The sequence below is a fragment of the Spirillospora sp. CA-142024 genome (genome assembly GCF_050942325.1).
In the GTDB taxonomy this organism is placed as follows: Bacteria; Actinomycetota; Actinomycetes; order Streptosporangiales; family Streptosporangiaceae; genus Spirillospora.
The window spans coordinates 6,495,058-6,521,969 of record NZ_CP192077.1 but is presented as its reverse complement, the minus strand read 5'-3'; the positions used below and the strand labels follow the sequence as shown (position 1 = coordinate 6,521,969).

General features: G+C 73.3%; 25 protein-coding genes. 12 read left to right on the top strand and 13 right to left on the bottom strand.

The genetic code is table 11. The features are described 5' to 3' along the window. Positions 1 to 12: 12 nt before the first annotated feature. Positions 13 to 831 carry a hypothetical protein gene (locus ACQPZP_RS30895; RefSeq protein ID WP_433473233.1) on the top strand — a complete coding sequence of 273 codons (819 nt, stop codon included), beginning with the start codon at positions 13 to 15 and terminating at the stop codon, positions 829 to 831. Between the two features lie 12 nt (positions 832 to 843). On the opposite strand, the gene ACQPZP_RS30890 is transcribed toward ACQPZP_RS30895, so the two are convergent. Next, positions 844 to 1,131 carry a DUF4235 domain-containing protein gene (locus ACQPZP_RS30890; protein ID WP_433462894.1) on the bottom strand — a complete coding sequence of 96 codons (288 nt, stop codon included), beginning with the start codon at positions 1,129 to 1,131 and terminating at the stop codon, positions 844 to 846. Between the two features lie 140 nt (positions 1,132 to 1,271). Here ACQPZP_RS30890 and valS point away from each other — a divergent pair, with 140 nt between their 5' ends. Both valS and ACQPZP_RS30880 read left to right on the top strand, forming a co-directional pair. Next, a complete protein-coding gene (valS, locus tag ACQPZP_RS30885; protein WP_433473232.1) occupies positions 1,272 to 3,797 on the top strand; it encodes a valine--tRNA ligase in 2,526 nt (841 codons plus the stop codon). Positions 3,798 to 3,882: 85 nt separating this feature from the next. Then, positions 3,883 to 4,770 carry a metal-dependent hydrolase gene (locus tag ACQPZP_RS30880; protein ID WP_433473231.1) on the top strand — a complete coding sequence of 296 codons (888 nt, stop codon included), beginning with the start codon at positions 3,883 to 3,885 and terminating at the stop codon, positions 4,768 to 4,770. A 5-nt stretch (positions 4,771 to 4,775) separates the two neighbouring features. Here ACQPZP_RS30880 and ACQPZP_RS30875 read toward each other — a convergent pair whose 3' ends face one another. From ACQPZP_RS30875 to ACQPZP_RS30845, 7 genes are all read right to left on the bottom strand, one after another. Further along, on the bottom strand, positions 4,776 to 6,059 hold the full coding sequence (locus tag ACQPZP_RS30875) for a cytochrome P450 (RefSeq protein ID WP_433473230.1): 1,284 nt from the start codon (positions 6,057 to 6,059) through the stop codon (positions 4,776 to 4,778). 83 nt (positions 6,060 to 6,142) lie between these two features. After that, positions 6,143 to 6,697: a hypothetical protein gene (locus ACQPZP_RS30870; RefSeq protein WP_433473229.1), complete on the bottom strand. Its 555-nt coding sequence runs from the start codon at positions 6,695 to 6,697 to the stop codon at positions 6,143 to 6,145. An 18-nt stretch (positions 6,698 to 6,715) separates the two neighbouring features. Further along, the gene (locus ACQPZP_RS30865; protein ID WP_433473228.1) at positions 6,716 to 6,883 is read right to left on the bottom strand and encodes a hypothetical protein; all 168 of its coding nucleotides are present in this window, start codon (positions 6,881 to 6,883) and stop codon (positions 6,716 to 6,718) included. Next, positions 6,871 to 7,425, bottom strand: a complete 555-nt coding sequence (locus tag ACQPZP_RS30860; protein ID WP_433473227.1) for a hypothetical protein — start codon at positions 7,423 to 7,425, stop codon at positions 6,871 to 6,873. The genes ACQPZP_RS30865 and ACQPZP_RS30860 overlap by 13 nt, the downstream gene beginning before the upstream one ends. 14 nt (positions 7,426 to 7,439) lie before the next feature. Then, positions 7,440 to 7,904 (bottom strand): hypothetical protein, encoded by a 465-nt coding sequence (locus tag ACQPZP_RS30855; RefSeq protein ID WP_433473226.1) that lies wholly within the window; start codon positions 7,902 to 7,904, stop codon positions 7,440 to 7,442. Continuing rightward, complete coding sequence (locus tag ACQPZP_RS30850) at positions 7,901 to 8,446, bottom strand: MauE/DoxX family redox-associated membrane protein (protein ID WP_433473225.1); 546 nt, start codon at positions 8,444 to 8,446, stop codon at positions 7,901 to 7,903. Before ACQPZP_RS30850 ends, ACQPZP_RS30855 begins: the two co-directional genes overlap by 4 nt. Beyond that, positions 8,443 to 9,141, bottom strand: coding sequence for a hypothetical protein (locus ACQPZP_RS30845; RefSeq protein WP_433473224.1), 699 nt, complete (start codon positions 9,139 to 9,141; stop codon positions 8,443 to 8,445). The genes ACQPZP_RS30850 and ACQPZP_RS30845 overlap by 4 nt, the downstream gene beginning before the upstream one ends. Positions 9,142 to 9,373: 232 nt before the next feature. Here ACQPZP_RS30845 and dut point away from each other — a divergent pair, with 232 nt between their 5' ends. Together dut and ACQPZP_RS30835 are read left to right on the top strand one after the other, a co-directional pair. Further along, positions 9,374 to 9,865, top strand: a complete 492-nt coding sequence (gene dut, locus ACQPZP_RS30840) for a dUTP diphosphatase (RefSeq protein WP_433473223.1) — start codon at positions 9,374 to 9,376, stop codon at positions 9,863 to 9,865. A gap of 3 nt (positions 9,866 to 9,868) precedes the next feature. Continuing rightward, entirely contained in the window at positions 9,869 to 10,681 is an 813-nt protein-coding gene (locus tag ACQPZP_RS30835; RefSeq protein WP_433473222.1) for a DUF3710 domain-containing protein, read from the top strand. Between the two features lie 211 nt (positions 10,682 to 10,892). Here the strand turns inward: ACQPZP_RS30835 and ACQPZP_RS30830 are convergent, their stop codons facing one another. Then, entirely contained in the window at positions 10,893 to 11,612 is a 720-nt protein-coding gene (locus ACQPZP_RS30830; RefSeq protein WP_433473221.1) for a PIG-L deacetylase family protein, read from the bottom strand. Between the two features lie 50 nt (positions 11,613 to 11,662). Here ACQPZP_RS30830 and ACQPZP_RS30825 point away from each other — a divergent pair, with 50 nt between their 5' ends. After that, complete coding sequence (locus tag ACQPZP_RS30825; protein ID WP_433473220.1) at positions 11,663 to 15,685, top strand: HEAT repeat domain-containing protein; 4,023 nt, start codon at positions 11,663 to 11,665, stop codon at positions 15,683 to 15,685. Between the two features lie 6 nt (positions 15,686 to 15,691). Here ACQPZP_RS30825 and ACQPZP_RS30820 read toward each other — a convergent pair whose 3' ends face one another. Beyond that, positions 15,692 to 16,972, bottom strand: coding sequence for an ArsB/NhaD family transporter (locus ACQPZP_RS30820; RefSeq protein ID WP_433473219.1), 1,281 nt, complete (start codon positions 16,970 to 16,972; stop codon positions 15,692 to 15,694). A 228-nt stretch (positions 16,973 to 17,200) separates the two neighbouring features. Here ACQPZP_RS30820 and ACQPZP_RS30815 point away from each other — a divergent pair, with 228 nt between their 5' ends. The 4 genes from ACQPZP_RS30815 to murJ all read left to right on the top strand — a co-directional run bounded on the left by ACQPZP_RS30815 (position 17,201) and on the right by murJ (position 22,112). Then, positions 17,201 to 17,998, top strand: coding sequence for an ABC transporter ATP-binding protein (locus tag ACQPZP_RS30815; protein ID WP_433473218.1), 798 nt, complete (start codon positions 17,201 to 17,203; stop codon positions 17,996 to 17,998). A 1-nt stretch (position 17,999) separates the two neighbouring features. Next, on the top strand, positions 18,000 to 19,358 hold the full coding sequence (locus ACQPZP_RS30810; protein ID WP_433473217.1) for an FtsX-like permease family protein: 1,359 nt from the start codon (positions 18,000 to 18,002) through the stop codon (positions 19,356 to 19,358). A gap of 70 nt (positions 19,359 to 19,428) precedes the next feature. Beyond that, positions 19,429 to 20,247, top strand: coding sequence for a hypothetical protein (locus ACQPZP_RS30805; protein WP_433473216.1), 819 nt, complete (start codon positions 19,429 to 19,431; stop codon positions 20,245 to 20,247). A 68-nt stretch (positions 20,248 to 20,315) separates the two neighbouring features. Then, positions 20,316 to 22,112: a murein biosynthesis integral membrane protein MurJ gene (gene murJ / locus ACQPZP_RS30800; RefSeq protein ID WP_433473215.1), complete on the top strand. Its 1,797-nt coding sequence runs from the start codon at positions 20,316 to 20,318 to the stop codon at positions 22,110 to 22,112. Between the two features lie 6 nt (positions 22,113 to 22,118). On the opposite strand, the gene ACQPZP_RS30795 is transcribed toward murJ, so the two are convergent. The 3 genes from ACQPZP_RS30795 to ACQPZP_RS30785 form a co-directional block, all read right to left on the bottom strand. Continuing rightward, positions 22,119 to 23,057, bottom strand: coding sequence for a hypothetical protein (locus ACQPZP_RS30795; protein WP_433473214.1), 939 nt, complete (start codon positions 23,055 to 23,057; stop codon positions 22,119 to 22,121). Between the two features lie 33 nt (positions 23,058 to 23,090). Then, complete coding sequence (locus tag ACQPZP_RS30790; RefSeq protein WP_433473213.1) at positions 23,091 to 24,002, bottom strand: TIGR03619 family F420-dependent LLM class oxidoreductase; 912 nt, start codon at positions 24,000 to 24,002, stop codon at positions 23,091 to 23,093. A gap of 118 nt (positions 24,003 to 24,120) precedes the next feature. Then, on the bottom strand, positions 24,121 to 25,608 hold the full coding sequence (locus ACQPZP_RS30785) for an MFS transporter (RefSeq protein ID WP_433473212.1): 1,488 nt from the start codon (positions 25,606 to 25,608) through the stop codon (positions 24,121 to 24,123). Positions 25,609 to 25,750: 142 nt separating this feature from the next. Here ACQPZP_RS30785 and ACQPZP_RS30780 point away from each other — a divergent pair, with 142 nt between their 5' ends. After that, the gene (locus ACQPZP_RS30780) at positions 25,751 to 26,173 is read left to right on the top strand and encodes an OB-fold nucleic acid binding domain-containing protein (RefSeq protein WP_433473211.1); all 423 of its coding nucleotides are present in this window, start codon (positions 25,751 to 25,753) and stop codon (positions 26,171 to 26,173) included. A gap of 28 nt (positions 26,174 to 26,201) precedes the next feature. After that, entirely contained in the window at positions 26,202 to 26,879 is a 678-nt protein-coding gene (locus ACQPZP_RS30775; RefSeq protein WP_433473210.1) for a DUF3159 domain-containing protein, read from the top strand. Positions 26,880 to 26,912: the final 33 nt, after the last annotated feature.

Below are 26,912 nucleotides of genomic sequence, written 5' to 3'. Positions count from 1 at the left end.
AGTGGCCGCGGGGTGACGGGAGATCTGGAGAAACGTGATGACGAGGTGGAGCCGGCGCCCGGCGACGGCTCCACGGAGCTCGGTGAGCTGATCGGCCGGCTCACCGCCGACGAGGACATGGACCGCGAGACCCGCGGCCGCCTGCTCGGGCGACTGGCCAGACTGCTCGGCCAGAGCGCCCGCAGAGTGGGCGCCGCGGGTGTCGGGCGCGGCAGGTGGCTCGCCGACCTGCTCGTGGAGGCCGCCCCGCACATTCCGATCCGCGACCTGGAGACCCTGCAGGCGCACCATCACGGGCTGATGGGCGAGGAGCTCGCCGACCGGATCGTCAAGGTGGCCGGCAACGGCACCACCGCAGTCGGCGCGGCCGGCGGCGCGCTCGCCGCGGTGGAGTTCGCGGCGCCGCCGCTCCTGCTCACGGCGCCCGCCCAGCTCGCCGCCGAGACGCTCGTCGTCGCGGCCATCGAGGTCAAGATGATCGCCGAGCTGCACGAGGTGTACGGCTTGCGCGTCCAGGGCAACGGCACCGCCCGCGGTGCCGCGTTCGTGACGTCCTGGGCCCGGCAGCGCGGTGTCAACCCCCTGGAGACCGGCTCCCTCACCAGTGCTCTCGGGACGGCCGCCAAGTCCGCCCTGCGCAAGCGCATGCTCCGCACCTTCGGCCGCACCCTCGGCACCATGGGCCCCTTCCTCACCGGCGCCGCCGCGGGCGCGGCGCTCAACCGCTCCGCGACCCGGGTCCTGGCGACGAAGGTCCGCAACGACCTGCGTGAGGCCGCCGGCATCCCGCCGCGGCTTCCCGGCGACGACACCCGCGGCCTCACGTCCTAGCCGGAGCCGGGGTCAGACGTCCGCCTTGAGGTGGGACGGCAGCTCTCCGGTGCCCTTGGCCCACTGGCGGGCGGCGGCGCGGGTGGCGAGCAGGCGCGCGATCTCCATGCCGACGCCCATCACCACGGCCCATCCGAGCGCCTCCGTCAGCGCGACGTCCGGGGACTCGGGATTCGTCGGCGGCTCCTTGCCGGTGCTCTTCTTCCAGGCCAGCGTGATCACTTTCTTCGCGACGAAGCCGCCCGCGAATGCCGCCGCGCCGGCCATCACCCGCCAGCCGATGTCGCCCTTGTCCGCCATATTCGTCCTCCACTCGTCCTGTCGTCTCCGACGCTACCGGAACGGCCCGCCCCCGGCGGCGGAGGTGATAGCGCGTCGGCACCGTCCTCCAGCCCCGTTAATCGGCATGCGTCCTGGGTGGATGTCAATACGATTGGTTCATGACAGAGCAGCCGCGTATCCCGAACGTCCCTCCGAAGCCCTCCCTGGACGGCCTGGAGGACAAATGGGTACGCGTCTGGGAGGACAAGGGCGTCTACCGCTTCGACCGGACGCGGCCGCGCGCCGAGGTCTACTCGATCGACACCCCGCCGCCCACCGTGAGCGGGTCCCTCCACGTCGGCCACGTCTTCTCCTACACCCACACCGACACCGTCGCGCGGTTCCACCGCATGCGCGGTCGGGCGGTCTTCTACCCGATGGGCTGGGACGATAACGGGCTGCCCACCGAGCGCCGGGTGCAGAACCATTTCGGAGTCCGCTGCGACCCGTCCCTTCCGTACGACCCGGACTATGAGCCGCCCGCCGAGCCGGACCCGAAACGGCAGCTCCCGGTGTCCCGGCGCAACTTCATCGAACTGTGCGAACGGCTCACGGAGGTCGATGAGAAGGCGTTCGAGGAAATGTGGCGCCAGGTCGGCCTGTCGGTCGACTGGAACCACCTCTACACGACCATCGGGGATGTCTCCCGGGCGGCGTCCCAGCGCGCTTTCCTGCGGAACCTGGCGCGGGGCGAGGCGTACGTCTCCGAGGCGCCGACACTGTGGGACGTCACGTTCCGCACCGCCGTCGCGCAGGCCGAACTGGAGGACCGCGAGCATCCCGGCGCGTTCTACCGGATCCGCTTCCACGGCGACGAGCGTCCCGTCTACATCGAGACGACGCGGCCCGAACTGCTGCCGGCGTGCGTCGCGCTCGTCGCGCATCCCGACGACGAGCGGTACCGGGAGCTGGTCGGGACGACCGTCCGCACGCCGCTCTTCGGCGTGGACGTCCCGGTCGTCGCGCACCGGCTGGCCGAGCCCGACAAGGGCTCCGGCATCGCGATGATCTGCACGTTCGGCGACATCACGGACGTCACGTGGTGGCGGGAGCTGAATCTCCCCACCCGCGCGATCATCGACTGGGACGGCCGGCTCGCCGCCGACCCGCCGCAGGGCGTCCCCGCGCGGCCCTACGGCGAGCTGGCCGGCAAGACGGTCTTCTCCGCCAAGGAGCGCGTGGTCGAACTGCTGCGCGAGTCCGGCGACCTGGACGGCGAGCCCCGCAAGATCAGCCGGCCGGTGAAGTTCTACGAGAAGGGCAACAAGCCCCTGGAGATCGTCACGACCCGGCAGTGGTACATCCGCAACGGCGGCCGTGACGAGGGCGTCCGCGCGGAGCTCCTCGCCCGCGGTCGTGAGCTGGCGTGGCACCCCGGCTACATGCGGGCCCGCTACGAGAACTGGGTCGAGGGCCTGAACGGCGACTGGCTGATCTCGCGGCAGCGGTTCTTCGGCGTGCCGATCCCGGTCTGGTACCGGCTGGACGACTCCGGCGAGCCGGTGTACGGCGAGCCGATCGTCCCGTCCGAGGACGCGCTGCCGGTCGACCCCTCGTCCGACGTCCCGCCGGGCTTCACCGAGGACCGGCGCGGCAGGCCGGGCGGTTTCGCCGGCGACCCCGACGTGATGGACACGTGGGCGACGTCGTCGCTGACTCCGCAGATCGCGGGCGGCTGGGAGCACGACACCGACCTGTTCGCCCGGGTCTTCCCCTACGACCTGCGTCCCCAGGCGCACGACATCATCCGGACGTGGCTGTTCTCCACGGTCGTCCGCTCGCATCTCGAACACGGCTCGCTGCCGTGGAAGGGCACCGCGCTGTCCGGATGGATCCTCGACCCGGACCGCAAGAAGATGTCGAAGTCGAAGGGGAACGTCGTCACGCCGATCGACCTGCTGCGCGAGTACGGCTCCGACGCGGTCCGCTACTGGTCGGCGAGCGGGCGTCCCGGCACCGACACGGCGTTCGACACGGGCCAGATCAAGGTCGGCCGCCGCCTCGCTATCAAGATCCTCAACGCCTCGAAGTTCGTTCTGGGCCTGGGGGAGGTCTCTGTGGACGCGGCGGTCTCCGAGCCGCTGGACCGGGCGATGCTGGCGGCGCTGTCCGGTGTCGTCGACGAGGCGACGGAGGCTTTCGAGGGTTACGACTACGCGCGCGCCCTGGAACGCACAGAGCGGTTCTTCTGGGAGTTCTGCGACGACTACCTGGAACTGGTCAAGGCGCGCGCTTACGGCGACGGCCCGGAGGCGCAGTCCGCGCGGGCGGCGCTGCGCACGGCGCTGTCGGTCCTGCTGCGGCTGTTCGCGCCCGTCCTGCCGTTCGTGACCGAGGAGGTCTGGTCGTGGTGGCGGCGCGGGTCGGTGCACGCGGCGGCCTGGCCGTCCGCCGCCGAGCTGCCGCGGGGCGGCGACCCGGCGGTCCTCACGGCGACGGGCGAGGCGCTCCGGCAGGTCCGCAAGGCCAAGTCGGAGGCGAAGGCGTCGATGCGCGCCGACGTGTCCCGCGCGGTCGTCCGCGGTGCCGAGGTCATGCGGATCGCGCGGCCGGACCTGGCCGCGGCCGGGCGGATCGCCGAGCTCACCCTGGAGGACGCGCCCGCCGCCCTGACCGTCGACGTCGTCCTCGCCCCCGCGACATAGATCACGCCCGGCGGGCCCGGATCGCTCTTGACCCGGGCCTCGGCCGTCAGCATATTGGATCGCAAGTCCAATTGTAGGGGCGGACATGAGCGAGATCGACGAGCGGCACCCCGTCATCACCCCCCGGCGGGTGAAGTTCGACTGGGCGGACACGCCGCTGCACTGGATCCCGGACGAGCCGGTCGCCACGCACTTCATCAACGTGCTGCACCTCCTGCTGCCCGCCGGCGAACGGTGGTTCGTGCACGTCTACAAGCAGGCGCTCCCTCTCGTCGAGGACGACGAGCGCCTGTACCAGGAGGTCAAGGGCTTCATGGGCCAGGAGGCCGTGCACGCCTACTCCCACCAGGGCGTCCTCGACCGGCAGATGCGCGCGCAGGGCCTCGACCCGCGCCCGCTCACCGACCGGATCGAGTGGCTGTTCAAGCGGATCCTCGGCGACCGGCCCCCGCTGCCGCTGATCTCCCGCAGGCACTGGCTGCTCGTCAGGATCGGCACCATCGCCGGGATCGAGCACTACACGGCGGTGCTCGGCCAGTGGATCCTGGACGCCCGCGCGCTGGACGAGGCCGGCGCCGACCCGACGATGATGGACCTGCTCCGCTGGCACGGCGCCGAGGAGGTCGAGCACCGCTCCGTCGCGTTCGACGTGTACGAGCACGTGTCAGGGCTGTACTGGAGGCGGTTCATCGCGTTCTTCGCCGGCGTCCTCGCGCTGCCGCTGACGGTGTACGTCGGGGCGGCGTTCCTGTGCCGGGCCGACCCGACGCTGCACGGCGTCAGCCCGCGCGTCCGCGACTACCGGCGGGCCGTGCGGCGCGGGCTGTTCCCGGGCAACCGCTTCATGCTGGCCGCCGCCCGCGCGTACCTGCGGCGCGACTACCACCCGTCCCGCGAGTGCTCGACTCAGCGCGCCCTCGACTACCTGGCCGTGTCGCCGGCCGCGCGGGCCGCCGGGTACCGGGCGTCCTGAGCCGCTCAGAGCGCGCAGGGCAGGTGCTTGATGCCGTTGATGAAGTTCGAATAGAGCATCTGCGGCTCGCCGCTCGCCCGGATGTCCGGGACGCGGGTGAACAGTTCCCGGAACATCACCGTGATCTCCTGCCGGGCCAGGTTCGCGCCGAGGCAGAAGTGCGGGCCCGGCCCGCCGAACCCGACGTGCGGGTTGGGGGAGCGGGTGATGTCGAAGACGTCCGGGTCCTCGAACACCTCCGCGTCACGGTTGGCGGAGTTGTAGAACAGCAGGACCTTGTCGCCCGCCTTGTACTCCTGGCCGTTCATCTCGTGGTCGCGGGTCACCGTCCGGCGGAACTGGATGACCGGCGTCGCCATCCGGACGATCTCCTCCACCGCGCCCGGGATGTGCGCCTCGAAGTCCTCCATCAGCAGCGCCCGCTGCTCCGGGTTGTCGGTGAACAGCTTCAGCCCGTGCGTCATGGCGTTGCGGGTCGTCTCGTTGCCGGCGACGACGAGCAGGATGAAGAACGAGCCGATCTCCTGGTCGGTCAGCGACTCCCCGTCCACGTTGGCGGAGACGAGTCTCGAAACGAGGTCGTCGCCGGGATGCCGGCGCCGCCTGCGGGCCAGCTTCATCGCCAGATGGTTCAGCTCGTACCCGGCCGTCATCGCCTTGAGCAGCCCGTACAGGACGCCGATCCGGGTGATGCCGTCGCGGTTGAAGTCCTTGCCGCCGGTGTACTCGGGGTCGCCGAGCCCCAGGATGATGTTCGTCCGGTCGTACACCATCGGGCGGACCCGCTCGGGGATGCCCATCATGTCGCAGATGACCTGGACGGGGAGCCGGGCCGCGACGTCGGTGACGAAGTCGGCCGCGCCCCTGCGCTGCAGGTCGTCCACGATCCGCGTGGCGGTCGTCTGCAGGTCGGCGTCCAGCTTGGCGAGGACGCGCGGGGTGAACGCCCGCGACACGATCCGGCGGATCTTGGCGTGCCGCGGATCGTCCATGTTGATCATCGAGCCGAAGTAGCGGGCCATGTACCGGGGCAGGTCGGCGATGCTGTTGGAGCACGGCTCGCTGCTGAAGACCTCCGGCGTCCGGCTGGCCTCCACGACGTCCGCGTGCCGGGCGAGCGCGTAGTAGCCGGGGCCCGTCCTGATGAACGGCAGCTTCAGCTCCGGGAAGAACGCCGGGGTCTCGCGCTCCCGGAGCCGCGCGAACGCCTCCAGCCGCCGGGCCTGGGGCAGGGACCAGAAGGCGAGGTCCGACAGGTCGTCTCCGGCGGTCGCCCGTACCGTCGTCACCGCACACCGTCCTCACGATTCTGAACGCCGTTCGGTTTCTATCGAACCGACCCTTCCGGACATTCGTCAAGGGCGATCAGGCGTTACAAGGTCAGGAGAGCGAGGGCGAGAAGGGACGCCGTCGCCGTGGTGGTCTTCATGTGGGGGATCCGGAGGGCCACTGCAGCGTCCCGGTGGTCGTCCCGGGCCAGGTAGGTGAGGGCGGCGCTCAGGGCGCGGCCGAGGCCGAAGGCGGCACCGGCCAGGAGGGTGACCGGCAGGTCCTCGTGGACGAGGAGCAGGGCCAGGGCCAGGACGTAGGGGGCGGTGGCGGAGACGTAGGTCCGGACGCCGGTGCCCAGTTCGAAGCCGAACTGGAGGGCGCCCCGGCGCAGGTGGGTCTGGAGGACTTCCTGGGGGATCTGGCGGGCGTTCTGGGGGAGGGGCAGGCGGATCAGGCCGAACTCGCGGGCGGCGCCCAGGGCGGCGACGGCCAGGATCGCGGCCGTGCGCGCGGGCGACGGCAGCGGCGCGGAGAGGCCCGAGAGCAGCCAGATGACCGTCGCGCCGAGCGTGCCCCCGAGCAGGAGCCCGAGGGTGAAGACGGCCAGGACCTCGCCCTGCCGTATCGGAGCCCGCCAACCTGGCGAGAACAGCACGGATTCGCTGTTGCGCGTTCAAACGCTGCCCGACAGCGAGAACCCGGCGAGCGCGCCGATCGACGACCAGCACAGGACGGTGGCGTCCAGGGCGGCCGACGCGATCGCGAGCAGTGCGAGGGCGGCCACCGGGATGAGCGGATCGGTCGTGCCCCGCCGCAGCCGTCCCGCGGTCAGTTCTTGCACGCCATCGCTTTGCGGCAGATGGTCTTGTACCAGTTGCCCGCCTTGGACTTCTTCCACCCGTCGTGGCAGCGCCAGGTGACGCCCTTCTCGCAACTGCCGCAACTCTTGGCGTAGGCCCAGATCCAGCCGTCGTATCCGCCGCCGTAGCACTGGTTGGGGCGCAGCTTGTAGCGCCCCGGGTCCGACACGCCGGACTTGTGGAACCCCTTGTACTTTCCGCTCGTCCGGCAGCACACGCTGCACACCAGGCTCGGCCCGCAGCCGGGAGAGCAGTTGTGGTTCGCCGCATACGACGGGCAGCGCGGATAGATGTCGTAGTAGCCGACGAGCTGGAATCCGGACGCGAGCGCCTCCCGCGCGGGCGGGAAGACGCCGAGGGCCTTCAGGCCCGCGGTGGCGCCGGCCGCGGCGAGGCCGGTGAGGACGCTGCGCCGCACCGGGCGGAACCTCGGCTCGTCCGCGGGGGCGGGACGCCGCCGGGCGCGCTCTGCGCCGGCCGGGCGCGGCCCGCGCAGCGGAGGGACGTCTTCGAGCTCGATCATCGTGCCTTCCGGGGTCACCGTGCCGCCTCCAGGGTGAGTTCGCGGAGGGCTTCGGGGGAGCCGACGGGTTCGGTGGCCCGCACCCGCCCGTCGGCGCCGACGAGCACTGCGAACGGGGTGGCCGGGACGCGGTAGTCGGCGAACAGGCCGTCCTGCTCGCCGCCCAGCACCGTCATGCCGGGACGGGACGCGTCGCCGGGCGGCGGGCCCGCGAAGATCGCGTGCAGCGGCCCGTCCAGCGAACCGGCGGCGGCCAGCACGTCGCCGCAGACGCCGCAGTCGCGGTCCAGGAAGAGCAGCAGGCCCGGCCCGAGCCGGTCGAACGCGGGCGCCCGGGCGCCCGGCGCGAGGCCGAGGCCGGCGGGCGGGGACGTTCCCCGGCCGAGCGCGTGGACCTGCCGGACGAGGCCGGCGACGACCAGAGCGAGCAGCAGGATCGCCACCCACGACAGCAGCAGCGCGCTGTTCTGGAAGCTCATCCGGCCGTCCTCCTCTCCTGGGCCATGCTTTCCCGTGCCATGGCGTGCGGGAGCGTCCAGAGGATCGCCGCGAACCCCAGCCCCGCCACCACGGCGATGAACAACTCGTATGCGGTCGAACCAGCAGGAAGGCCGTGGAGGGCGCCGACCACGGCGAGCCCGGAGAAGGCGGCGGCCCGCCCCGCGACCCAGCCGGTCATCGGGGTGCCGGCGCCCGCGCAGCCGCAGGGGGCACCGCGCCGAGTGCGGGACACATACGCCCCGTAGAGCGCGTACAGGCCGAGCAGCACGGCCGCCGCACCACTGGTCACGCGCATGGGGCCGTCGAGCCAGAGCAGCAGCGCCACCGCGCCGGCGAGGCCCGCCACCGCCTCCGCGGCGATCACGGCCGCCGCCACCGCACCGGCGAAGGGGGCCGGGAACACGCGCTGCGCCCGCAGCGCCCCGGCCACCGCCGACGGCCGCCTGACCTGCCCGAACAGCGACGTCAGCAGCACGAGCGGGACCGCGACCGCCGCGATGCCGGCGAGCAGCGCGATCAACGGATCGCCTCCACCTTCAGCCCGCCGAGCCGCCGCGGGACGTCCCGTGCCCGATCCTCTTCGGGCAGGACGGTCACCAGCAGCGACTTCAGCGCGAGCAGGAAGTACGGGCCCTGGCCCTCCACCGTGTCCTGGAACAGCTCGCCGCCCGCGACCGAGGCGCCGCGCCACGGCGGCAGCCGCTTGCGCGTCCCCGACGTCAGCGCGGTGATCTCCAGGAGGCCGAGCCCGGGGATCTCCTTGACCAGCTCGGCGGGTTCGGGACGCCGCGCGCGGCCGCGCGGGACGGCGGTGATCCCGTCGCCGTGCTCGGTCAGCCGCACCTTGTCGAAGAACGCCACGGCGTCCGCCGGGCGCCCGTGGTAGAGGTGCGTGAACACCGCGTGGCGGCGTCCCTCCCACACGGCCCCGAGCACCGGGTCGCTGAGCCCGGTCTCGGCGTCCCGCGTCGCCGTCCGGCCGACCCGCAGCCGTCCGCCCTGGATGCGGAACTCCTGCTCGAAGGGGCCGAGACCGATGTCGTCGGCCCAGCCCAGCGCGTCCTCGCGGGTACCGCTGGAGATCTCGTGCAGCCGTCCGCCGTCGGCGATCCGAGCCACCGAGGTGCACGGACGTCCGAGATCATGGTCGCCGGCGAGCCGGACCCGGACGCCGTCCAGCGACCGATGCGTGACCTCGCGCTCGGGAGTGGCCATGTCGTCCCCTTCCTGCGGGACGCAACTCCCACAGAAGCACCGCGGGTAACAGAAGCGACGCTACGCGTAATCCGTCGGTTCAGGAGCAAACCTTCCGGAAGTGGTCACTCCCGGGAACGGGTAGGGTCAACTGCCGGACTCGCGCGGCGGCGGCGTTTCGGCGGCCGCCGGACACTGTGACCTGGGTAGGGTCGTGTGGTTTTCCGGCAGGTACGCGCGTGAGGTGGAGCCCGTGAGCAAGGTCGATGTGCTGATCCAGCGGCTGGATCCGGAGCTGCCCCTGCCGCGGTACGCCCATCCGGGCGACGCGGGCGCCGATCTGGTCACGGCCGTGGACGTCGAGCTGCCGCCGGGGGAGCGCGCCGTCGTTCCCACCGGGGTGGCCATCGCGCTGCCTGACGGCTACGCGGCTTTCATTCACCCGAGGTCCGGATTGGGCGCTAGGTTGGGAGTGACCATAGTCAATGCACCCGGTACGGTCGACGCCGGCTATCGGGGTGAGATCAAGGTGACCCTGCTGAACACCGACCCCCGCGCCACGGTCACGCTGCGGCGCGGAGACCGCATTGCGCAGATGGTCGTGCAGCGGGTGGAGCAGGCGGTGTTCCACGAGGTCACCGGCCTTCCCGGGTCGGCCCGCGGGACGAACGGCCTCGGCTCCACCGGCGGATTCGGTCCGGCGCCTGGTTTCGGGAACAATGAGCACAGTCGAGAAGGAGTGTGAGTCGTGGCTTTTGGACGTCGCCGGCAGGCCGAGGAGCCCGCGAAGGGCGCCGAGGTGACCGAGGAGCCGGCGGAGACCGCCGAGGAGGCTCCCGCCGAGGCGGAGTCGGCCACGGGCGGCCCGTGGGATTCCGCGGACTCTTTCCCCGAGATGCAGCGGCTTGATTTCGGGTGCATCCGGGTGCCGGTCGCCCCGGGGCTGGGCTTCCAGGTGAACCTGGAGCCGACCCAGGTGGACGACGAGGGCAACGCGCTGGACGCGCGACCCGTCGCCGTGCTGGTGCAGTACGAGGAGAGCGCCATGCAACTCCAGGCGTTCGCCGCGCCGAAGCGCAGCGGCATCTGGGACGACGTGCGCCGTGAGACCGCCAAGGACATCCAGGAGGAGGCGCAGGGGCAGACCCAGGAGGGCGAGGGCCCGTTCGGCCCCGAACTTCTGGCGATGGTCCCCGCGGCGCTGACCGAGGAGGTCCTCGCGGAGATGCCGCCGGAGGTCCGCGAGCAGATCCCGGAGGAGTTCGTCGAGCAGGGCTGGGCGCCGCAGATCATCCGGTTCCTCGGCGTGGACGGCCCCCGCTGGTTCCTGCAGGCCGTGGTGCAGGGCGCCGCGATCGAGGACGAGGAGCAGTGGCAGGTCCTGGAGGACGTGCTGCGCGGCGTGGTCGTGCACCGCGGCGACGCGCCGATGCCGCCGCGCGACCTGCTGGAGCTGCAGATCCCCAAGGAGTTCAGCGAGGCCGGCGAGGAGGAGGAAGAGGAGGCCGTGCAGACCTTCGCCCCCTTCGAACGCGGCCCCGAGATCACCGAGGTCCGCTGACCCGGACCAAGGCTGAGCCGGACTTTCATCCGCCCGCCCGCGCGCCCTTTTCGGACGTGCGGGCGGGCGGGTTTCCGCTGTCTGCGGGCGCACGAACCCTTGCCTCGGACGCCCCGCGGGTGGTCAATCGGGGCATGTCGAAGAAGACGCGCAAACGCCGGGCCCGCAAGCGGAGCAAGCACAACAAGGGCAAGCGGCCCAACGCCCGCCGCTAGCCGCCGATCATCTCGAACGTCATCGCGTGCTCGACGCCGGCGGCGCGCCCGCCCGTCTCGGCCATCCCGGTGAGGAACGCCGCCGCGTCGAACCCTTCGCCCAGGTTCGAGAAGTACACGCGGTGGGCGAGCAGCGAGTCGATGCCCGCCTGCAGGTGATCGCCGACGTCCACGTGGTGGGTGGCCTGCGGTGATCCGCCGAACAGCGCGAACCGGACGCCCTGCCACGGTTCGAGGTCGAGGTCGCGGAACACCCACCGGTTCGCCGCGTCCCGGATCGCGTCCGCGACGGCGAGGCCGAGCACCCGGTGGTCGGCCATGTTGAACCCGCCGCCGGGGAACGTCTCCCGGAAGTTCACCGACAGCACCACCTCGGGCCGGTGCCACCGGATCGCGGCGGCGAGGGCGCGGCGCAGCGGCAGCCCGTACTCTAGCATGCCGTCCGGCATGTCGAGGAACTCGACGGTCTCGACGCCGACGATCCGCGCCGCCTCGATCTGCTCCGCGCTGCGGATCCGGCGCACCTCGTCCGGGTCCATCGAGTCGATCCCGGCCTCGCCGCGGGTGGCGAGCACCTCCGTCACCGTCTTGCCCTGGCCCGTCCACTTGGCGACCGCCGTCGACGTCCCGTACTCCAGGTCGTCGGGGTGCGCCACGATCGCGAGCGCCCGGTCCCAGTCCTCGGGCACCGCCGGCATGTTCGGATTCGCGTCCATGCCGCCATCCTCGCCGATCGGCACGGCCGCCGCGGCCCTATCATCGCGGCATGATCGACGAGCCGCCGGTTCCCGCGCGGATCGTCCGGCTGACGGCGAGGATCGCCGACGATCCCCGGGTGCTGCGGGACGAGCCGGGCGGTGAGCCGCTCTACCAGGCCGTGCACGCCCTCGACGTCCTCGACCTGGAGGAGCCGGAGACACTCGCCCGCGAACTGGCGGAACGCGACGATCCCGCGCTCCGGGCCGAGGCGGTGCGGATCACCCGGGCGGCCCTCCACGCGGGGGTGCTGGCACCGGCCCGTGCGCGGGCGCTTCTCGCCGGGCCGCTCGCCGACGTCCCCGGCGCTCTGCGCGAACTTGCCGAGCCGTGGGCGGCCCTCGATCCGCTGCCGCACGACCGGGTCCGCCGGCTGCTCGGATCCGGGGCGGCGGACGCGGCGGACGCAGCGGTCGAGGCCGCCGCCCGGCACGGTCACCGGGACCTGCTCCTCGGCGTCGCGGCCGATCCGGACCGGCCTCCGAGGCTGCGGCGGCGCGCCCTGGAACTGTTCGGCGACGTGGCGGCCCGCGAGGACGTCGGCGATGTCGTGGCCGTCGCCGCCTCGGACCCGCTGCTGCTCGCGCGGCCCGCCTTCGACTGCCTCGGCGGCCTGCACCGGCGCGGCCACTTTCCGGACGAGCGGCACGTGCCGGACATCGTGCGCCTGGCGCTGGCCGACCACGGCGTTCCCGCCGAGGACGTGGCCGTGCTCCTCTACACCCGGCGGCACGAGACGCTCCGGGAACTGACGGCGGCGGGCTCCGGCACCGCACGACGCCTCGAACTGCTGGTCGCGCTCGACGCGCAGGGCGGTACCGGGCTGGACGCGGGTGCCGCGGTCTGCGATGGGGCGCGGGCCGCCGCCAATCCGGTTCCGTATCTGAGGGCGATCCGCGAACTCCGCCACGAGGCGGGCGAGGAGACCGTCATCGGCCTTATGGAGCGCGCGCCCCGTGCCGCCCTGGACGCGCTCGAAGCCGTCGGCGGGGACCGTACGGTGGCCGTCCTGCGGGAGGGGCTCGGACTGGACGGCGGGGAGATCGCCCCGCACCTGCGCCCCTTCGCGCACCGGGCCCTGGAACTGCTCTGGCACCTCGGCGGCGACCCTGCGGTGCGGCACTCCATCCTGGACCGGCTCGACCCGCGCGATCTGCCCCGGCGGATCGCCGCCGACCTCGGCGGCCCGGATCCGCGGGAACTCGCCCTGCTCCGCGCGCACCTGGACCCGGACGAGCCGGCCGAGTCGCTGTGCAGGCTGGCCCGCAACGGCGACGCCGCCGCGCTTCCCGCCGTCGCCGACCTGCTGCTCCGGGTGGTGTCCGACCTTGCCGGCGGCCCGGACGAGGGCGCGCGGCCGTCCGTTCCCGAGGAGGTGGAGACGGCCCTCCGGGAACTCGGCGGCCGGCTCTTCCGCCGCGGTGCGATCCGGCCGCGCTGCCTGCTGGACGCGGCCGGCGCGGACGAGGCCGGGCACGTCCTCGTCGCGGACATGGCCCTGGATCTCCTGGAACGTCCGGGGCTCGGGGCGCGCGAATCGGCGATCCTGCTGGACCTCGTCCGCCGGAATCCGCACCGCCGGGCCAGGGCGCGCGTTCACCCGCTGCTGCGGCACCGGGACCGGCATGTCCGCGGCGGCGCGATCGCGGTGATCGCCGGGGACGCCGGCGACGCGCGGGCGCTGTCGGCGAGCCTGATACCGCTGACCGCGGCGGGCGACGCGCAGACCGTCCGGCAGGCGCTGCTCGCTCTCGCGGAGGCCGGGGCGGACGGGGCCGCGCCCGCGATCGCGGCCTGTCTCGACCATCCGAACATGAACGTCAAGAAGACGGCGGCGGGCGCGCTCGCCCGGGCCGGCGGGCCGGCCGCGGTCCCGAAGCTGCTGTTCTGGCTCGGCCATCACGACAACCCGGGGTTCCGGGAGGAGTTGACGGCGGCGTTGCGGGCCGTCCTCGGCGGCGCGTTCGCCGCCACGGTCCTCGCGGCGGCGGAGCGCGCCACGGAGGACCGTTCCCGGTCCCTGCTGCTGGAGAGCCTCACCGGCCTGCTCGACGGACGGGCGGCCGCCGCCCTGGCCCGCGACGGCATCGTGGTCGAGCCCGCGGAGCGGGCGGCGGACGCGCTGCTCCTCGCCGGTGGCTGGAACGCCGGAACGGCGCGCCGCGTCCTGGCCGATCATGACGAACGGGGACGCCGCGGACCGGCGGTCGGCCTGGGCCCGCGGTCCCTCCTGCCCCGCTGGCTCGACCTGGCCGGTTCGGACCACCGGGCGCTGCGGCTGGTCGTCGATCTCTGCCCGCCGCCCTGGGCCGACGTCGAACTGGAGATCTTCGCGCGCTCGGCGGAGACGCTGGCCGGCGGGCTCGCGGTCGTCGGACGGCAGCGGCAGGGCCGCCTGCTCGCACTGCTGGAGAAGGTCGTCCCGCGGCTGGAACCGGCGGGCCGATCGCGGGTCGCCGCGCGGGTACGCGGGCTGGATCTGGGCGCGGCGCGGCTCGTCGTCCTGCGGCTGTGCGGGGCCGTCCCGGAACGGGACGACCTCGATCAGGCGCTCGCCGCGGCCCGCCGGGGCCCGGCACCGGCGGACGAGGAGCGGGCCGTCCTGCGTGAGGCGTTCGGCCGGCCACCGGTGGCGGACCCGGCGCCCCTCCGGGAGTCCCTCCTGCGGGTCGTCCATGATCCCGAAGCTCTGCGCGCGTGGTGCGCCCGCACGGACGTGACCTCGCGGGCGCGCATCGACGCGATGATCGACGCCTTCCCGGAGGTGCCGTCCCCCGCACGCGGGGCCCTGCTCGGCCGGATGCTCGAAACGCAGCCGCTCGGTGCCCCGCCGTGGACCCTCGCCGAAGCCTCCCGGCCGGCGCCGCAAGCCCGGGCCCCGCGGCCGGACGATCTCGACCAGCCGCGCTCCGAGGTGCAACGGCGCCGCCTTCTGGCGATGCTGGACGGCGAGCCGGCGGACCGCCGCGAGAAGGCCGCGCGCATTCTGCTCGGCTGGCCGGAGCCCGCCGCCCGGGCCGCGGTCCTGCGCGCCTACCTGCGAGGTCGCGTCGAGGCCGGGCCGGGCGACGCCCCGGCGCTCGCCGCGGCTCTGGCGGACCAGGCCGGCACCGATCCGCCCTGGGCGGATGAACCGGGTGAGCGCTTCGCCCGCCTGGCCGCCCACATCGAGCCGGACGGGCTGGACCGGCTCGTCCCCGCCCTCGTCTCCTGCTGGGAGCACGGGAGCGCCGTGGCGCGGGAGGCGGCCGCGCGGGCGCTGCGCCGGGCCCCCGCCGACCTGGTGGCCGAGGCCGTCGCGGGCCGGCTCGCCGGCGGCGCGTGGGGATTCCTCGACCTGCTCGCGGGACGGCCGTTGCTGCGCACCTCCGCTCTGGCGGCGACGGTCCGGACCCTCCATGACGAGGGACGCGCCGACCTGGCGGAAAGTCTCCATCTGGTCGACGGCCCGCTCCGGGACCCCCGCACGGCCGCGCGCGCCGACGAGGCCGCCCTGCGGTCGCTCCGCGAACGCGACCCCGCCGCCGCCCGGGAGCCGTCGCGGGACGAGTTGTTCGAGCGCGCCCGCACCGGGGGCCCGAAGGAGGTCCGGCGGGCGCTCACCAGGCTGGCCGAACGGCACGAGGAGGGGGCGTCCGGCCGCGACCCGGAACTGGAGGCGCTCATCGGCGAGCTCGCCGGGCATCGTGAGACGGGCATCAGGCTCCTCGCCCACCGCGTCTCTCGGCGGGTCCTGGACCGGACCGCCTACCTGGAGCAGACCACGCGGCTCCTGGACGACCGGGAGCCCGGCGTCGTGCGCTCGGCGATCAGGACGGTGAGCCACGCGCGCTGGGAGCCCGCGATCCCGCGGCTCGTCGAGCTGCTCGGCCACCCGCGCGCGCCCGTCCGGGAGGCCGCCGTGGACGGGCTGGTCCTCTTCGGCGGCGCGGCGGTCTCGGCGTTGCGGCACGCCGAGGGACGGGCCCGCCCGGACCGGCGCCCCCGCTATGCCTCCGTGCTCCAGCGGATCGGCCCGCCCGGTCAGAGGTAGCGCCGCTCAGAGGTAGCGGAGCCAGATGTACGGAGTGCACAGGGCGACCGTGACCAGGGTGACGACGATGCCGTAGCGGGTGAAGTGCCAGAAGCTGATCGGCGTGCCGTTGCGGGCGGCGATGCCGAGGACGACGACGTTGGCGCTGGCGCCGATGGCGGTGGCGTTGCCGCCGAGGTCGGCTCCGAGGGCGAGGGCCCACCACAGGACGTGCCCGTCGCCGCCCGGGTGCCGCTGGACGAGGTCGGACACGATCGGGCTCATCGTCGCGACGTAGGGGATGTTGTCCACGATCGCCGACAGCCCCGCCGACGCCCACAGCAGCAGCATCGCGGCGGTCCCGAGCCGGCCGCCGGTGGCGTCGGCGGCGGCCTCGGAGATCGTGTCGATGACGCCGGTCCGCACGAGCCCGCCGACCATCACGAACAGGCCGGCGAAGAACACCAGCGTGGGCCATTCGACCTCGCTGAGCGCCTCCTCGGTGGTGACCCTGGTGGCGGCCACGAGCAGCCCGGCGCCGAGCAGCGCGACCACGGACGGCTCGTAGTGCAGGACGGGGTGGAGCACGAACGCCGCGATCACGATGCCGAGGACGGCGAGGCCCTGGGCGAGGAGCCGCCGGTCGGTGATGGCCTCCCGTTCCTCCAGGGACATCACCTCGGCGGCGAGATCGGGGTCGTAGGTGAAGGCGGAGCGGAACAGCCACCGGCCCAGCCCGCAGAACACGATCACGAGCAGCACGATGAGCGGCGCCAGGTGGACCAGGAAGTCGTTGAACGACAGGCCGCCGCGGCTGGCGATGATGATGTTCGGGGGGTCGCCGACCAGCGTCGCGGTGCCGCCGATGTTGGACGCCATGATCTCGGCGATCAGGTACGGCTCGGGTCCCAGGCCGAGCCGCTCGCAGACGAGGAACGTGACGGGCGCGATGAGCAGGACGGTGGTGACGTTGTCCAGCAGCGCGGACGCCGCCGCCGTGAGGACGATCAGCATGACCATCAGCCGGTAGGGGCGTCCCCGCGCGCGCTTGGCGGCCCAGATGGCCACGTACTCGAACACGCCGGTGCGCCGCAGCACCGAGACGATCACCATCATGCCGAGCAGCAGGAAGACGACGTTCCAGTCGATCCCGGACTCGGAGGAGAAGAAGGCGCCCTCGGCGTCGGTGATGTGCAGGAGGAGCATCAGGCCCGCGCCGCCGAGCGCCACCGCCGTCCGGTGCACCTTCTCCGACGCGATCATCACGTACGCGCAGACGAAGACGATGACCGCGGCGGTGGCCTGCACGGAACCTCCTGGTCGGCATGCGTGTGACGGGACCTGCCGACCAGACTTCCCGGCGCACCGGCAGCGACTCTAGCGGTCTCCCGGCGTCCCGGCGAAGGCGAAGGCCTGCCGATGGTGGGGTTTTGCCTACCCCGACCGGTGTGCTGGACCCATCCTCGGCGGCCGCCGGCGTCCGTAATTTCGTTCCCGAGGCGCCCCGCGAGGGGGCGCCGGGCGGAGGTGAGGACGATGTTCGGACGCAAGGAGCCGCGGACGGCGCCCCAGGCGCCGGGTGAGGCGCTCCGGCTTGAGAACGTGCGCAGGGTCTACGGCGCCGAGGGCAACCAGGTGGTCGCGCTGGACGGTGTGTCGCTGTCGCTGCCGACCGGGTCGTTCACCGCGGTGATGGGCCCGTCGGGGTCGGGCAAGAGCACGCTGCTGCAGTGCGCGGCGGGCCTGGACCGCCCCACCGGCGGCCGGGTCTTCGTGGACGGCGCGGAACTGGCGGGCGATGGGGAGGCCGCGCTGACGAAATTCCGGCGGCAGCGGATCGGCTTCGTCTTCCAGCAGTTCAACCTGCTCCCGACGCTGACCGTCATGCAGAACGTGGTGCTGCCCCTGAAACTGGCGGGCCGCAGGGTCGACCGGGCACGGGCGCGGGAGGTCCTGGAACGCGTGGGGCTGGGGGAGCGGCTTGACCACCTGCCTTCCGAGCTCTCCGGCGGGCAGCAGCAGCGGGTGGCGATCGCGCGGGCGCTGGTCACCGGCCCGCGGGTGGTGTTCGCGGACGAGCCGACCGGCGCGCTCGACACCCGCAGTGCCCGGGACGTGCTGGGCCTGCTCCGGGAGTCGGTGCGGATGTCCGGGCAGACGGTGGTGATGGTCACGCACGACCCGGTCGCCGCGTCCTACGCGAACGCGGTCCTCTACCTGGCGGACGGGCGGATCGTCGGCCACCAGGCGGCGCCGACCGCCGAGGCCGTCGCGGAGCGGATGACGCACCTGGCCGACGAGGTCGAGCGTCAGCGGACGATGGCGGGGGCGTGACATGTTCGGTCTGGCGATCCGTTCCCTGCGCCGGCGCGCGAGCGCGTTCACGGCGAGCTTCCTCGCGATGTTCCTCGGCTCGGCGATCATCATGGCGTTCGCCTCGATGCTCGACACGGCGTCGGCGAGCGGCGCGACCGGCACCGCCGAGGAGACGCTCACCACGATGGCGACCGTGGTCGGCGGCTGGGGACTGCTGCTGGTGGTCTTCGCGGTCACCTCCATGCTCACCCTGTCGGTCCGCCAGCGGGCGGCGGAGACGGCGCTGCTGAAGAGCGTCGGCGCGACCCCCGGCCAGCTCGCCCGGATGATCGTCGGGGAGGCGGCGGGCCTGGCCGGCGCGGCGGCGCTGCTCGGGATCGTCCCGGCGATGCTGATCGGGCGGGGCCTGCTGGGGCTGCTGCACGACACCGGCCAGGTGCCCGCGGGGATCGGCTACCACTTCGGTCCGGTCGCGCTGTCGATGGGGACCGGCGTCACGCTGGTGTCGGCGGTCGCGGCCGCCCTGATCAGCGCGCGCCGCGCCACCCGCGTCCGGGTGGCGGAGTCGATGACGGCCGCCGCCACCGACCGCGGCCGGCTCGGCCGGAAGCGGATCGTCTTCGCGGTCCTGTTCCTGTTCCTCGCGGTGGGCGAGGCGGTCGTCACCGTCACCGTGATGGACGGCAAGGGCAGCGACGCGATGGCGACGTCCGGGCAGGCCGACATCTTCGCCGGGATCGGCCTGTCCCTGCTGGCCCCGGCGATCGTGCGCCGGGTGACCCGCCTGCTGGGCCGGCCGCTGCGGGCGCTCGGCGGGACGGCCGGGGACCTCGCGATCAGCACCATGCGGCACCGGACCGGCGCGCTGGCCTCGGCGGTCACCCCGATCATCCTGTTCGTCGGCATCGCCGTCGGGACGGTGTTCCTCCAGGCCGCCGAGAACGCGGCGACGGACGCCGCTGGGCTGGCCAAGACGGCGGAGCAGAAGAGCATCGAGACGCTCAACTTCGTCGTCACCGGCATGGTGGTGCTGTTCACCGCGATCATGCTGGTCAACACGCTGATCGCGGCGACCGCGCACCGGCGCCGCGAGTTCGGCCAGACCCGGCTCGCCGGCGCGACCCCGCGCCAGGTGCTCGGCGCGGTGGCGGTGGAGTCGGCGGTGCTGACGGTCACCGGCGTGATCTGCGGGACGGTCGCCGCGGTCTTCACGGTCGTGCCGTTCGGCCTCGCCCGCCGCGACTCGCTCGTCCCGGACGGGAACCTGCCGACCTACCTCGCGGTCGTCGCGCTCGCCGCCGTGCTGACCGGCGTGACGGCGCACGGCGCGACCCGCCGCGCGATCCGGGTCCCGGCCGTGGAGGCGGCGCTCCGTTGACCGGCCGGTTGCGTTCCGGGTGGGTGCTCATCCAAACTGGGTGAGCACCCACTCATTCTTGGAGGCGGACATGGCCGGTACGGCCGAGATCGCGCACGGCGGGTTTCCCGGCGCCGTCCGCGGCCTGCGCACGTTCTGGACGGCCGGACGCCGCGTCGAGCGCGCCGCCTACGCGGTCGGGGCCGCGCTCATGCTGTCCGGCCTGCTGCACCTAGTCGTGTTCGCCGTGGACGGCGGCCCGTGGACCGGACCCGTCTCCTGGCGCAAGCCCGTCACCTTCGGGCTCTCGTTCGGGCTGACGCTCGTCACGATCGCGTGGGTGAGCACCTTCGTCCGGCTCGGCGACCGCGCCCGGAACGCCGTCCTCGGCGTGTTCGCCGCCGACTGCGTCGCCGAGGTCGCCCTCATCACCCTCCAGGCATGGCGGAAGGTGCCGTCCCACTTCAACGAGGAGACGGTCTTCGACACCACCGTCACCCGGATGCTCGCGGCGGGCGGCGGCATCCTCGTCGTCACACTGGTCACGCTCGCCGTCGCGTCGTTCCGGCGGAACGACGGGACCGCGCCCAGCATGCGGCTGGCGGTGCGCGCCGGATTCGTGGCGCTGATGTTCGCGCTGGCCTCGGGCGCCGTGATGATCGCCCGCGGCGTGGCGAAGGTGGAGTCCGGCGACCAGCAGGCCGCCTACCGCGTGGTCGCGGCCCTGAAGCCCGCGCACTTCGTGACCATGCACGCGATCCTCGTCCTGCCGCTGCTGGCCTGGCTGCTCGCCTTCACCGGCCTCGCGGAGGCCCGCCGCGTCCGCGGCGTCGCGCTCGCCTCCGCCGCCTACGGGGTGGTGGCCGCGACGGTCGTCATCGTCTCCGCCATCCGGTTCGCGACCGCCTGAACCGTCCGTTCGGCCGAGGACGGCCACCCGGAACCGCGGGCATACTGACCCGTCCGGGGGTGGTGCCGATGGGCGAGCGCGAAAGACGCCGGATCCTCATGCCGGGCGTTCTCGACGAGGCGGAGCGCGCGGAGCCGCCGGGCGATCCCGAGCCCGGGCTCGTCCCCGTCCGCGACCCCGGCGACGTCGGCGACCCGGGGACCGCCGACCGGCCGGGATCCGAGCGCGACGAGATCGGCGGCGCCGCGCAGGCCGCCCCGCCGGGCGTCGCGCACTCCAGCGCGGTCATGGCGGTCGGGACGGTCTTCGCCCGGCTGACCGGCTTCCTGCGCACCGTGGTGATCGGCGCGGCGCTCGGCACCGCGCTGCTCGGCGACGCCTACCAGGCCGCCGAGATGATCCCCTACACGGTGTACGAGCTGCTCCTCGGCGGGATGCTGGCGAGCGTCTTTGTCCCGTTCCTGGTCAAACGCCGGATGCGGGACGCCGACGGGGGAGCGGCGACCGAGAACCGGCTGCTCGGCGTGGCGCTCGCCGCCCTCGCCGTGCTGACCGTGGTCGCCGTGCTGGCGGCCGACCTGCTGATCTCGCTCTACGCGGGCGAGTACACCGGACGGCAGCGCGAGGTCACGGTGCTGCTCACGCGCCTGCTGCTCGTGCAGATCTTCTTCATCGGCGTCAGCGGCCTCGCGAGCACGCTGCTGAACGTCCGGCACCGGTTCGGCGCGCCGATGTGGGCGCCGGTCGTCAACAACCTGATCACGATGGGCGCCGGGCTGCTGTTCCTGTGGGTCGCCGGACGCGGGCGGACCGCGGAGACCGTGACCGACGGCCAGCTGACCCTTCTCGGGCTCGGCTCGGCGTTCGGCACGGTCGCGCAGAGCGGAGTCCTCGCCTGGACGCTGAGGTCGGCGGGGTTCCGCTGGCGCCCGCGCCTCGACCTGCGCGGCTCCGGCTTCCGCGAGGCCGCCCGGACGGCGACATGGATGCTGCTCTACATCGTCATCGCGCAGGCCGGTGTCCTGGTGACCGCCAACGTCGCGACCCGGGCCGGCGACCGGGCCCACGCCGCCGGGAGCGGGCTCGCCACCTACAAGTTCGCCCTCGTCGTCTTCCAGCTCCCGTACGCGATCATCGCGGTCTCGGTCATCACGGCGCTGCTGCCGAGGATGAGCGCCCATGTCGCTGACGGGCGCCGCGACCTCGTCCGCGACGACTTCTCCCGCGGCCTCCGGCTGGCCTGCGCGCTGCTCGTCCCGCTCTGGCTCGGCATGCTGGTGTTCGCGATCCCGGGCTCCGTCACGTTCTTCGCCTACGGCAGCCTCCCCCCGGACGGGGCGCGCCGCATCGGCGTCGTCCTCATGGTGTTCGCCGTGATGGTGCTGCCGTTCACCCTCCACCAGCTGCTCATGCGCGTCCTCTACGCCCTCGGCGACACCCGCACGCCCGGCCTGATCGCCGTCCCCGCCGGGATCGCGCAGGCGGTCACCGCGTTCGCGCTGCTCTGGTTCGTCCCGGCGCGGCAGGTCGTGCTCGGCCTGCCGGTCGCGTACGGGCTGTTCTACGCGGTCGGCGCCACCGGTGCCGCGCTCGTCCTGCGCAGGCGGCTCGGCGGGATGGACGGCCGCCGTATCCTCCGCGCGCTCATCCGCCTGCACGTGGCCGCCCTGCCAGCCCTCGCCTTCGCGGCGGCGGCCGTCTGGGCGTTCGGCCACCTGCCCGGCGACCGCGTCCCCAGCCTGCTGGCGCTGCTCGTCGGCGGGCTCGGCGGGGGCACGCTCTATCTCCTCACGGCCCGCCTGATGAACGTCCCGGAGATCGGCTACTTCACCGCGATGGCCTCCAATCGACTGCGGCGTTCCTGATCTCGCTCACGGGGCCGTTCGTTCCAGGCCGGGCGGCAGGCCGGCCAGGGCCTCGCCGCCGAGCGCCTCGCGGAGCGCGACGGCCGTCGCCTCCGCGCCCGTCCCGTGCACGGCGACGTGGACGGCCGTCCCGAGCGCCGGGTGCTGGACGATGTGGAGGGCGGCCTCCTCGTCCGTCGTCGTGTAGATGGCCTCCGTCCAGCCCGAGCCGTCGGTGTCCCTGCCGATGACGGCGATGTCCCAGTCCTCCGTGTAGGCCCAGATGGCGGGCTTCTCGGCGTCGTCGGTGGCGAGCCGCAGCCAGGCGACCGGGCGCGGGACGGCCCGGTCCGGGATCCCCGGCCGGACCGTGACCCAGTCCTCCTCACCCTCCACCGGCCGCTCGGGCGCGAGGACGCCCGTCGGCTTCTCCCGGGGCGCATCCCGCATCACCACGGGCGGATGGACCAGTTCCCCCGCGACCTCCCTCGCGTACTCGGCGGCCTCCCGGACGTCATCGTCACCGTGGTCGAGCGCGCGCTGGAGCAGATCCATGGTCTCCGGCTCGGGCGTTGCACCGCCCACGGCCATCATCATCGCGACGAGCGTCCAGGGGGCCTCGGTGAGCGACGACTCCAGTTGGGCGCGCAGCATCTGCTCGGTCCAGACCCTGAACCGCTCGCCCACGACCGAGCGGATCGCGACGGCCCGCTCCGCCGACTCGGACCGGACGAGCATCGCCTTCGCCCCGACCTCGTCGGCCATCACCTCGATCAGCAGGTTCCGGCCGGACGCGTCGGCGTACACGTCCGCGAGCGTCTCGCCGCCGAAACCGCCGTTGCCGTAGTACTCGAAGGTCAGGCCAGTCGCGTCGGCGAGCGCGCCCAGGAGCGCCTCGTCGGCCTCGTCCTCGTAGCGCACCACGAGCGCGCACCGGTAGGGTCCGCCGTCCACAGGAGTGATCATCCGCGCCACGGTAGCGGCGGCCATGATCACCTGTCAGGCGAGCGCCCGCAGCCGTTCCATGAGGCGCAGGCGCTCGGCGGGCTCGATGTCGCTCATCCACAGGACATGCCGGACGTCCAGCTCGTCCAGGGCCGCCAGGTCGCCGGCCACCTGCTCGGGCGATCCGGTCAGGGGCGCCCGCTCGTCCAGCGGCTTGTCGGTGACGTCGCCGTTGACCTGCACGACCACCGGAAGGGCGGACGGGTCGTGCCCGGACTCCTCGGCGGTGCGGCGGAACCGGGCGATGGTCTCGCGCAGCATGTCCCAGTCGAAGATCACCAGGCTCAGGCCGGTGCCGAGCCGCGCCGCCCGCTCGACCGCGGCCGGGGCCACGCAGCCGACCAGGACCGCCGGGCCGTCCGGACGCGCCGGCTTCGGCCCGATCTCGCTCTCCGGGATCCGGTAGAACCTGCCCTCGAAGCGGACCGGGTCGGGGCCCCACACCGCCCGCATGGCCTGGATGTGCTCGCCGAACCCGGCACCGCGCCGGCTCAGCGGCACGCCCGCCGCCTCGAACTCCTGCGACATCCAGCCCTGGCCGAGCCCGGCCAGCAGCCGTCCGCCGCTCAGCCGGTCGAGCGTCGCGATCCGGCGGGCGAGGACGACCGGGTTCTGGAACAGGGCGTCCAGCACGCTCGTCCCCAGCCGGATCCGGCTCGTCCGGGCGGCGACGTACGTGAGCGTCTCCAGCGGGTCGTAGACCGTGCCGAACGCCTCCGGCGGGTCCATCACCGGCCCGCCCGCACCGCCCATCGCGATCGGGACGGTCGGCCGGAGCAGCCGGTCGAACGTCCAGACCGAGCCGAGCCCGATCCGCTCCGCGCCCTCCGCGACCTGCGCGATGGTCTCCGGCGAGGCGTTCCGGCCGGACGTGGGGAGGCCGATCCCGAGTTCCACGCGGCTCATGTCCTTCTCCTTCGTGTAGGGGAGCCTGTGATGGAGACCCGCCGGCCGGGCGGAACTCATCGGCCCCTGAAACGCCGGACTCGCCGTCCGGGCCGGACGGCGAGCCGGGCGCCGCGGGTCAGTGCGCCCGGGCGTGGCGGGGGAGAAGGAAGGCGACGAGGAACGCGGCGGCGGTGAGGCCGGCCGTCAGGACGGTCACCTGCTTCGCGGCGTCCAGCGCGGCCGCCGCGGCGAAGTGCCCGGCCACCGGGGCGCCGATCGCGCCGAAGAAGACGGTGCCGAGGATCGCGATGCCGAGGGACGCGCCGAGCTGCTGGACCGACTCCAGCGCGGCCGAGCCGGACCCGACCTCGTGGTCGGCGATGCCCGCGACGATGATGTCGAACAGCGGGACGAAGATCATGCCCATTCCGGCGCCGAACAGCAGCAGCGGCGCGGCCAGGTGCCAGCCGCCGACGCCCGTCCCGGCCGCCTCGAACACCGCGTAGAGCGCGACCAGCCCGGCGGCCATCAGCGCCAGGCCGAGGTGCAGGATCTTCCGGCCCAGGGTGGTCATCGTCATGCCGCTGAAGGCCGACCCCGCGAACGCGCCGATCGCCCAGGACGACATCGCCAGGCTCGCCGCGAGCGGCGTGTAACCGAGGCCGAGCTGCAGGAACAGGCCGGTGGCGAGGGAGAAGCCGGTGATCGTGCCGAAGAAGACGAGGACGAACACGACGCCGGAGCCGTAGGAGCGGTTCGCGAACACGCTCAGCCGGACCAGCGGCGTGCGGCCGTCGCGGGTGCGGCGGAGCTGGTGCAGCGCGAACAGGGCCAGGACGGGCACCGAGCCGGCGAGCAGCGCCAGGGCCCACGCGGGCCAGCCGAGCTCGCGGCCCTGGACGAGCGGGTAGACCAGCATGCTCATGCCGAGGCCGCCGAGCAGCATCCCGGTGAAGTCCAGTCCGCCGGAACGGTCCGCGGTGACCGGCGCCGGCAGCACCCGGGCGCCCATGACCAGCGCGTACGCGCCGACCGGCAGGTTCACCAGGAAGATCGCGCGCCATCCGGTGCCGAACACGTCCGCGTCGATCAGCAGGCCCGCGACCACCGGGCCGAGGATCGTGGCCAGCCCGATCACCGGCCCGAACAGCGCGAACGCCTTGCCGGTGTCCGCGCCGAACAGGTCCCGGATCAGCCCGAAGCCCTGCGGGATCATCACCGCGGCGAACAGCCCCTGCGCCACCCGGGCGGTGATCAGGCTCTCCGGCGACCAGGCGAGCGCGCAGGCCACCGACATGGCGGTGAACCCGGCCGCGCCCGCGAGCAGGACGGGCCGCCGGCCGAACATGTCGCCGAGCCGCCCGCCGGTCAGCAGCGCGACGGCGAGGGCGAGCGTGTAGCCGGCCGCCGTCCACTGCAGCGCGGAGAAGGACCCGCCGAGGTCCGCGCGGATCGCGGGGGCGGCCACGTTCACAACGGTGGAGTCGAGCAGGTTCAGCAGCGTGGCGGCCAGGATCGCCGACAGGCCGAGCCAGCGGCGGGGGTGCTGCGCGGCCGTGTTGCCCGGGCGCGTCTCCGGGGCGGCCTCGGCCGGAGTCGACGGCGTTTCGAAGGTGGCGGTCACGGCTCTTCCTTTCGATCGGAGCGGAATGCTCTGTTCCCAGAATAGCAGAACGGAACGCTTCATTCCACAGTTGGACCCGCCTCGATTTTCATCGGCGGGGCAAGGGGTCCGGTTCGTCCGGGGATGCCATACGCTTCGAGGTATGGACGAGGTTTCGGCCAGTACGCCACCTGGGGCGGGCCCCGCCGAGCGCCGGCGCGGCAAGGGCGGGCTGCGGCGCTTCCTGCGGCGCATGGCGTCCAGCACGGCCGAGCTCGAGGCCGAGGAACTGCAGAAGACCACCGGTGACGAGGGCGCGACGCCGATCACCGACTGTGCCGCGCGCAAGCGGCACTGCGTGGCGGGTACGCTACGTACCGTGACCCTTCGTCCCCGGGGCGGCGCTCCCGCGCTGGAGGCCGAGCTCTACGACGGCACCGACGTGATCAACCTGGTCTGGCTCGGCCGCCGCAAGATCGCCGGCATCGACCCGGGGCGCCGGCTGCGCGCCGAGGGACTGGTCAGCGAGCAGGACGGACGCAAGGTCATGTTCAATCCGCGATACGAGCTGCGCGGCGGTTCATGAGGCCGCGGCGACCCGCCGGGAGAGCGACGTGAGCGAAGTGAAAGCGGGCGCCGAGCCGGAGAGCACGGCGCACGACACGGTGGAGGCGGCCGTCCGCGCCCAGCTCAACAAGGCGCTCGGCGGCGTCCGCGGCATGGCCGAGGCGGCCGTGCCCACGATCGCCTTCACCGGCACCTACGTCGCCGTCAAGGACGTCAAGACCGCCGTCGCCGCCGGGGTCGGCGCGGCGGTGCTGCTGCTGATCGTCCGGCTCGTGCAGCGCTCCAGCCCCCAGTTCGTCCTGAACAGCCTCATCGGCATCGCGATCGCCGCGTTCTTCGCGCTGCGCTCGGGCAAGGCCGAGAACGCCTTCCTGCCCGGCATCATGCTCAACGCCGGCTACGCCGCCGCGATGATCTTCTCGATCGTGGTCCGCTGGCCGGTCGTCGGCTTCATCATCGGCTCGGTCACCGGCGACCCGACCGCGTGGCGCGCCGACCCCGGGATCGTGCGGCTCTGCTCCCGGCTCACCTGGCTGCTGGTGCTGCCCTGCGTCGTGCGCGTCGCCGTGCAGTACCCGATCTACCTCGCGGACGGCGACCAGAGCGGGCTGCTCGGCCCCGCCAAGATCGTGATGGGCTGGCCGCTGCAGGTGGCGGCGCTGGCCGCGATGGTCTGGCTGCTCGCCCGCGGCCGCACCCCCATCAAACGCGAAGAACCCGCCTGACCGGACGGCCGGGCGGGTTCGCGGCGCCGGCGG